At 29.6% G+C, this 5969-nt stretch carries 8 protein-coding genes; 6 read left to right on the forward strand and 2 right to left on the reverse strand.

Going from position 1 to position 5969, the window contains the following annotated elements; all coding sequences use genetic code 11:
- The 3 genes from KHW44_RS05545 to KHW44_RS05555 all read left to right on the forward strand — a co-directional run.
- The coding region (locus tag KHW44_RS05545; protein ID WP_304066958.1) for a response regulator transcription factor at positions 1–637 on the forward strand (637 nt) is incomplete at its 5' end.
- Between the two features lie 41 nt (positions 638–678).
- Positions 679–1263 (forward strand): peptidylprolyl isomerase, encoded by a 585-nt coding sequence (locus KHW44_RS05550; protein ID WP_304066961.1) that lies wholly within the window; start codon positions 679–681, stop codon positions 1261–1263.
- 1 nt (position 1264) lies between these two features.
- The gene (locus KHW44_RS05555; RefSeq protein WP_102163466.1) at positions 1265–1897 is read left to right on the forward strand and encodes a thymidine kinase; all 633 of its coding nucleotides are present in this window, start codon (positions 1265–1267) and stop codon (positions 1895–1897) included.
- Positions 1898–1918: 21 nt separating this feature from the next.
- Here the strand turns inward: KHW44_RS05555 and KHW44_RS05560 are convergent, their stop codons facing one another.
- Both KHW44_RS05560 and rodA read right to left on the reverse strand, forming a co-directional pair.
- Positions 1919–2389 carry an S-ribosylhomocysteine lyase gene (locus KHW44_RS05560; RefSeq protein WP_002836356.1) on the reverse strand — a complete coding sequence of 157 codons (471 nt, stop codon included), beginning with the start codon at positions 2387–2389 and terminating at the stop codon, positions 1919–1921.
- Positions 2390–2397: 8 nt separating this feature from the next.
- On the reverse strand, positions 2398–3501 hold the full coding sequence (gene rodA, locus KHW44_RS05565) for a rod shape-determining protein RodA (protein WP_304066966.1): 1104 nt from the start codon (positions 3499–3501) through the stop codon (positions 2398–2400).
- A gap of 73 nt (positions 3502–3574) precedes the next feature.
- On the opposite strand from rodA, the gene KHW44_RS05570 reads away from it, so the two are divergent.
- The 3 genes from KHW44_RS05570 to pyrB all read left to right on the forward strand — a co-directional run.
- On the forward strand, positions 3575–4408 hold the full coding sequence (locus tag KHW44_RS05570) for a deoxyribonuclease IV (RefSeq protein ID WP_304066969.1): 834 nt from the start codon (positions 3575–3577) through the stop codon (positions 4406–4408).
- Positions 4389–5015, forward strand: coding sequence for an endonuclease III (gene nth, locus KHW44_RS05575; protein WP_094203611.1), 627 nt, complete (start codon positions 4389–4391; stop codon positions 5013–5015). Before KHW44_RS05570 ends, nth begins: the two co-directional genes overlap by 20 nt.
- Before the next feature lie 69 nt (positions 5016–5084).
- Positions 5085–5969 (forward strand): aspartate carbamoyltransferase (pyrB, locus tag KHW44_RS05580; RefSeq protein ID WP_304066973.1); only part of this gene is annotated, 885 nt, incomplete at its 3' end.

Below are 5969 nucleotides of genomic sequence, written 5' to 3' on the forward strand. Positions count from 1 at the left end.
TTTTTCTAATGATGAAAATTATGAAGTTTCAGAATGTTCTACAATTGAAGATGCACTTGAAAAACTAAAAAAAGGTTACTATGATTTTTTGCTTAGTGACATGAATTTTTCGGATGGTACAGGCTTAGATTTCAAAAAAGAAATTAGCAAATTATATTCCATTCCGACAATTTTTGTTAGTGACGAATCAGATGATATGAAAAAAATCTTAGCGTTGGAATATGGCGCAGATGATTATGTAGTTTATCCATTTAATATGCTTGAGTTAAAAGCAAGAATTAGAGCAGTTCTCAGAAGAACGAAATCAGATTTAGTAAATGAGCATAATAAAACAAGCATAATACAAATTGGTGAATTTGAATTTAATTTAATATCAAGAACTGTAAAAAGATATGGTCAATATATAGAATTAACAGGAAGAGAATTTGAATTGCTATATGCACTTGTTTCTAATAAAGATAAGGTTCTTTCAAGAAAGGAATTGGCTGCGAAATTATGGGAAGATGCACAGTCTCATATCAGGACTGTTGATGTTCACATTAAAAGATTAAGAGAAAAAATCAAAGATAACGAATCATTAATAATTAGGACAAAATGGGGAGAAGGATATTACTTCTCATCAAATACAAAAGTTTAAACTGCTTTTAAAAAAGCAGTTTAATTATTTATGGAGGAAATATGTATCAAACAGATATACCAAAAAAAGAGCAATTAATGGCAAATATAATCACAAATGTAGGAGAAATAAAAATTTGTTTGTTTGAAAATGATGCTCCAAATTGTGTGGAAAATTTTGTAACTCATGCACAAGAAGGATATTATGATGGAACTATTTTTCATAGAGTCATTAAAGATTTTATGATTCAAGGAGGAGATCCACAAGGAACAGGCTATGGCGGAGAAAGCATTTGGGAAAAGCCTTTTGAAGATGAATTTTCTGATAATTTAAAAAATATAAGAGGAGCTTTATCTATGGCTAATTCTGGACCGAACACTAATGGATCTCAATTTTTCATAGTTCAAAATACTTCAATTAGAAAAGATTATATTAAATATCTTGATGAATGTGTTTTGAACGAAGAACAAAAAGAATACTATAAAAATAATGGGGGATGTTTTTGGTTAGATGGAAAACATTCTGTATTCGGTCAAGTTTATAGTGGAATGGATATTGTAGACAAAATTGCTAACGTAGATACTGACTTTTCAGATAAACCGTTGGATGATATTATTATTCAATCAATAGAGATTTCAAGGAATTAGTATGCATCAATATAGAGGCAAATTAATAGTGCATACTGGATCTATGTTTTCCGGAAAAACATCTAGTCTATGGAAAGAAGTGAATAGGTTTAAAATCGCTAAGTACAATGTAGTTGTGTTTAAACCAAAGATGGATTCCAGATATTCTAAGGAAAAAGTAGTAACACATGATAAAAACGAAATTGAAGCAATAAATGTCGATAACATTGACGATATAGTTGAATATACAAAAACTCATGATGTAAATGTCATTGCTATAGATGAAGTGCAATTTATTAATTCAAAAGCAGATCATTTTGTAAAACAAATTAACTATCTTTTGGAAAAAGGATTCACAATTATTGCTGCTGGACTTGACATGGACTATAAAGCCAAGCCATTTCAACTTGTTAAGGAATTATTGCCTATATGTGATTACGTCGAAAAACACCACGCTGTGTGCGCTGTGTGTGGAAATGATGCATGGGTAAGTTATCGTATATCAGACGATAAAAACAGAATACAGTTGGGTGCTAGTGAGGCATATATGCCATTATGTAGAAAACACTATATTGAAAAAATGAATGAAAAGAAGCTAACAGAACTACAAACAACATATTTAGATAAAGATAAAAAAAATAAAAACACAATTTAGTTATACTAAATTGTGTTTTTTCTATTCTGGATAGATTAAATTTTCTGTTTTAATAGAATTTAGAACCTTCAAGTACTTATCAGAGTAGAATTTTGCCATATTTAAATTCATATCTGAATAGTTGCCACAGTCCTTTGCTGATTGACCAGGTATATCACCTTCGTAATTGGATATGAATTCAAAGAGTTCTTTAACTAAGTCTACGATATCTTCAGATTTTCTATCTCCGGTTAAGATTAGATAAAAGCCTGTTCTACAACCCATAGGTCCAAAATAGATAACTTCATTTTCAAGTTTATTTCTTAAAAATGTAGCTCCTAAATGTTCTATTGCGTGAACTTCTGCTGTGTTCATAACAGGTTCTCTGTTAGGTGCAGTTATTCTCAAATCAAAAGTAGTTAATACTTCATTGTTTAAATAATCTTTTCTTGATACATAAATTCCTGGTAATAATTTTAAGTGATTAATTTTAAAACTTTCTATTTTATTCATATTTCCTCCTAAATGAAATTCAATGGATCTTTTTGAATTGATGAAGATATAATCAATCCAATTGATATTAAGTTGATAATTTGAAATGTTCCACCATAACTAAAAAATGGCAATGGAATACCGGTTATAGGCATTACACCAATAGTCATTCCAATATTTTCAAATATGTGGAATAAAAACATCGCTGCAAATCCAATTGTCAATAATTTAGAGTATAAATTATCTGAGTTTTGAGTAATAACCACACATCTATAAAGCATTAGGGCATATAATAAAATCAATATAAATCCACCGATAAATCCAAATTCTTCAACTAATACCGCAAAAATAAAATCTGTTTGCTTTTCAGGAATAAAATTATATTGACTTTGTACTCCGTTTAAGAAACCTTCACCAGTCAATTTTCCTGATCCTATTGCTATTTTACCTTGAAGGGCTTGCCATCCAGTGTTTGATAAATCTCTTTCAGGATGAACAAAATTTAATATTCTATCTCTTTGAAATTGATCTAGCCTCAAGTATAAAAAAGGTAAACTAACTATTCCTAAGACAATTGCTCCTATTAAATATTTCCAATCAATTCCAGCTGTGAATAACATTACTATTATTATAAATGTATACACCATTGCTGTTCCTGCGTCTGGTTGTTTTAAAATTAGAGCTACAGGAATAAAAGCAAAAAATAGTATTTTTAATAAAGTTTTGGGATTATTCAGGCTGTTCTTGTTAGATTCAATAATATTTGCAAGTGAAATAATAAGAACTATCTTCATTATTTCAGAAGGTTGAAAATTTATTGGTCCAAACTTAAACCAACTTCTTGCGCCCCATTCATCACCAACACCAAAAAATAAAACTAAAACTAGTAAAACATTGCAAATTATGTACATTGGAATGTTAAGTTTTTTTATTATGTGGTTGTCTAGTGAAATTATAAAAAAAACAACAATTATTCCTATAATTGTAGCTATTAATTGTTTTCTGAAATAATGATTCGAAAGACTTGACCCAGCGCTATATAATACTACAAGACCGTAAATAACAAGTATTAAAACACTGATAATAAGAGTTTTATCTATTTTTGATATATTTTTTTTGTTAATATTAAACATGTCTCACTTCCTCATCTAGTATTATAACATATTAAATATGAAGGTGTGATATAATAATGACTTGGAGGTAATTATGAACAGAATAGGGTGCCATTTATCTACATCAAAAGGACTTCACAAAACTATAGAACAATGCTCACAAATAAATGCTGACACTTTTCAATTCTTTCCACGTAATCCAAGAGGATCTAAGTCTAGATTAATTCCTGATAAAGAAATAGAAAAATTTTTGGAGCTTAGGAAAACCCATGATATAAATAATATTGTGTGTCATGGAGCATATACAATGAATTTATGTAGTGATAGAGAAGATTTAAGAGAATTGGCGATTCAGCTTATAAATGAAGATATGAAAAAAATTCAAAATTTGAAAATTGATAAGTATGTTCTTCATCCAGGAAGTCATAAAAATCAAGGCATTGAGAAAGGACTTAATTTAATTGTAGAAGGCTTGAATCAAATAGATGTTTCAAATGGTCAGATGATATGTATAGAAACTATGAGTGGAAAAGGTAGTGAACTTGGATGTGATTTAAACCAAATTGCATATATTATTAGTAATGCAAGTATTCCCTTGTATGTTTGTATAGATACTTGCCATTTATTTAGTTCTGGAATTAGACTGGATAGTTTTGATGATTATCTTGATGAATTTGATAAGTTAATTGGTATTGAGAAAATAAAAGTAATTCATTGCAATGATTCTATAATGCCATTTGGAGCAAATAAAGATAGACATGAAAAGTTTGGTAAGGGATTGATTGGAGAATCAGACCTTTTTAATGTAATCTTTAATGAAAGGTTAGAGGGCAGACCAATAATACTGGAAACGCCTAACGACTTAGATGGATATAAAATTGAAATTGAAGAATTAAGGAGAAAGTTTCATGAGTTACGAGAAAATTAATAAAATTTTGGATGATTTAGATAGCTTATATCCTAATGCAAAAGCAGGTTTAGATTTTACTACTCCGTTCGAATTATTAATTGCCACTATTTTATCAGCGCAATGTACAGATGTTAGGGTTAATAAAGTTACAGCTGTTTTATTTAAAGAGCACAATACCCCTAAAACAATATTAGACTTAGGAGTAGATGGATTAGCAAAATACATCAAAAGTTGTGGACTATACAAGACAAAATCAAAAAATATCATTAATACATGTAATGTTTTATATCATGATTATGACTCAAAAGTTCCAGATACTATTGATGAATTAATGAAATTACCAGGAGTTGGTAGAAAAACCGCAAATGTAGTTGTAAGCAACGCATTTGGAACACCAGCTATAGCTGTGGATACTCATGTTTTTAGAGTAACTAACAGAATTGGAATTGTAAATGAAAAAGATGTATTGAGTACTGAAAAGGCGTTGATGCAAGAAATACCAAGAGATAGATGGTCAAAAAGTCATCACTTATTTATTTGGCATGGCAGAAATCTATGCAAGGCTAGAAATCCAAGATGTGAAGAATGTATATTGAACGACAGATGTAAATTTTACAACTCTTAATTAAAAAAAACTATTGACAGATATCTTTTTTGATGTTATTATAGTGAAAATAAATCAAAGGAGATAGTTATGTTAAAAAATAGAAATTTAATTAACGCAGATGATTTTAATGTAGAAGAGATAAACGAAATATTGAATTTAGCAGAAGAAATTATAAAGAGTCCTTCTGATTTTTCTAATTTGTGTAATGGAAAAATCTTAGGGACTCTTTTTTTTGAGCCTTCAACAAGAACAAGATTAAGTTTTGAATCAGCAATACATAGATTAGGTGGAGATTGCATAGGCTTTTCAGAAAGTGCAAGTTCATCGACATCAAAGGGTGAGTCTTTGGCTGATACAATAAGAACAGTGTCAAATTATACAGATATAATTGCGATGAGAAACCCAAAAGAAGGTTCGGCAGTTTTAGCTAGTTCTTATGCAGAAGTTCCATTGATAAATGCAGGTGATGGTGGACATCAACATCCAACTCAAACTTTGACAGATTTATTGACAATTTGGATGACTAAAAAAAGATTGGACAACATGACAATAGGATTGTGTGGGGATTTGAAATTTGGTAGAACAGTCCATTCTTTGATAAAAGCTATGTCAAGATATGAGAACAACAAGTTCGTCTTAATATCTCCTGAAGAACTTCAAGTGCCTGATTATATTAAGATATTTTTAAAATCAAAGAATATAGAATTCAAAGAAGTTGAAAAAATGGAAGATGTAATCGGTGAATTAGATGTTTTATACATGACTAGAGTTCAACGTGAAAGATTCTTCAATGAAGCAGATTATGTTAGATTGAAAGATTCATATATCTTAGATAATGATAAAATGAAATTAGCTACAGAAGATTTAGCTGTTCTTCATCCATTGCCAAGAGTAAATGAAATAGCTACAGAAGTTGATAGCGATCCAAGAGCAGTTTATTTTAAGCAAGTTAGATACGGTGTAATTGTTAGA

Source organism: Finegoldia magna, assembly GCF_018371055.1.
GTDB lineage: Bacteria > Bacillota > Clostridia > Tissierellales > Peptoniphilaceae > Finegoldia > Finegoldia magna_I.

What these genes read in the sequence shown, in the direction of transcription:
- KHW44_RS05550 (WP_304066961.1), top strand. Translation starts at nt 679, where the DNA reads ATGTATCAAACAGATATACCAAAAAAAGAGCAATTAATGGCAAATATA.
- KHW44_RS05560 (WP_002836356.1), bottom strand. Translation starts at nt 2,389, where the DNA reads ATGAATAAAATAGAAAGTTTTAAAATTAATCACTTAAAATTATTACCA.
- nth (WP_094203611.1), top strand. Translation starts at nt 4,389, where the DNA reads ATGAGTTACGAGAAAATTAATAAAATTTTGGATGATTTAGATAGCTTA.
- KHW44_RS05555 (WP_102163466.1), top strand. Translation starts at nt 1,265, where the DNA reads ATGCATCAATATAGAGGCAAATTAATAGTGCATACTGGATCTATGTTT.
- KHW44_RS05570 (WP_304066969.1), top strand. Translation starts at nt 3,575, where the DNA reads ATGAACAGAATAGGGTGCCATTTATCTACATCAAAAGGACTTCACAAA.
- rodA (WP_304066966.1), bottom strand. Translation starts at nt 3,501, where the DNA reads ATGTTTAATATTAACAAAAAAAATATATCAAAAATAGATAAAACTCTT.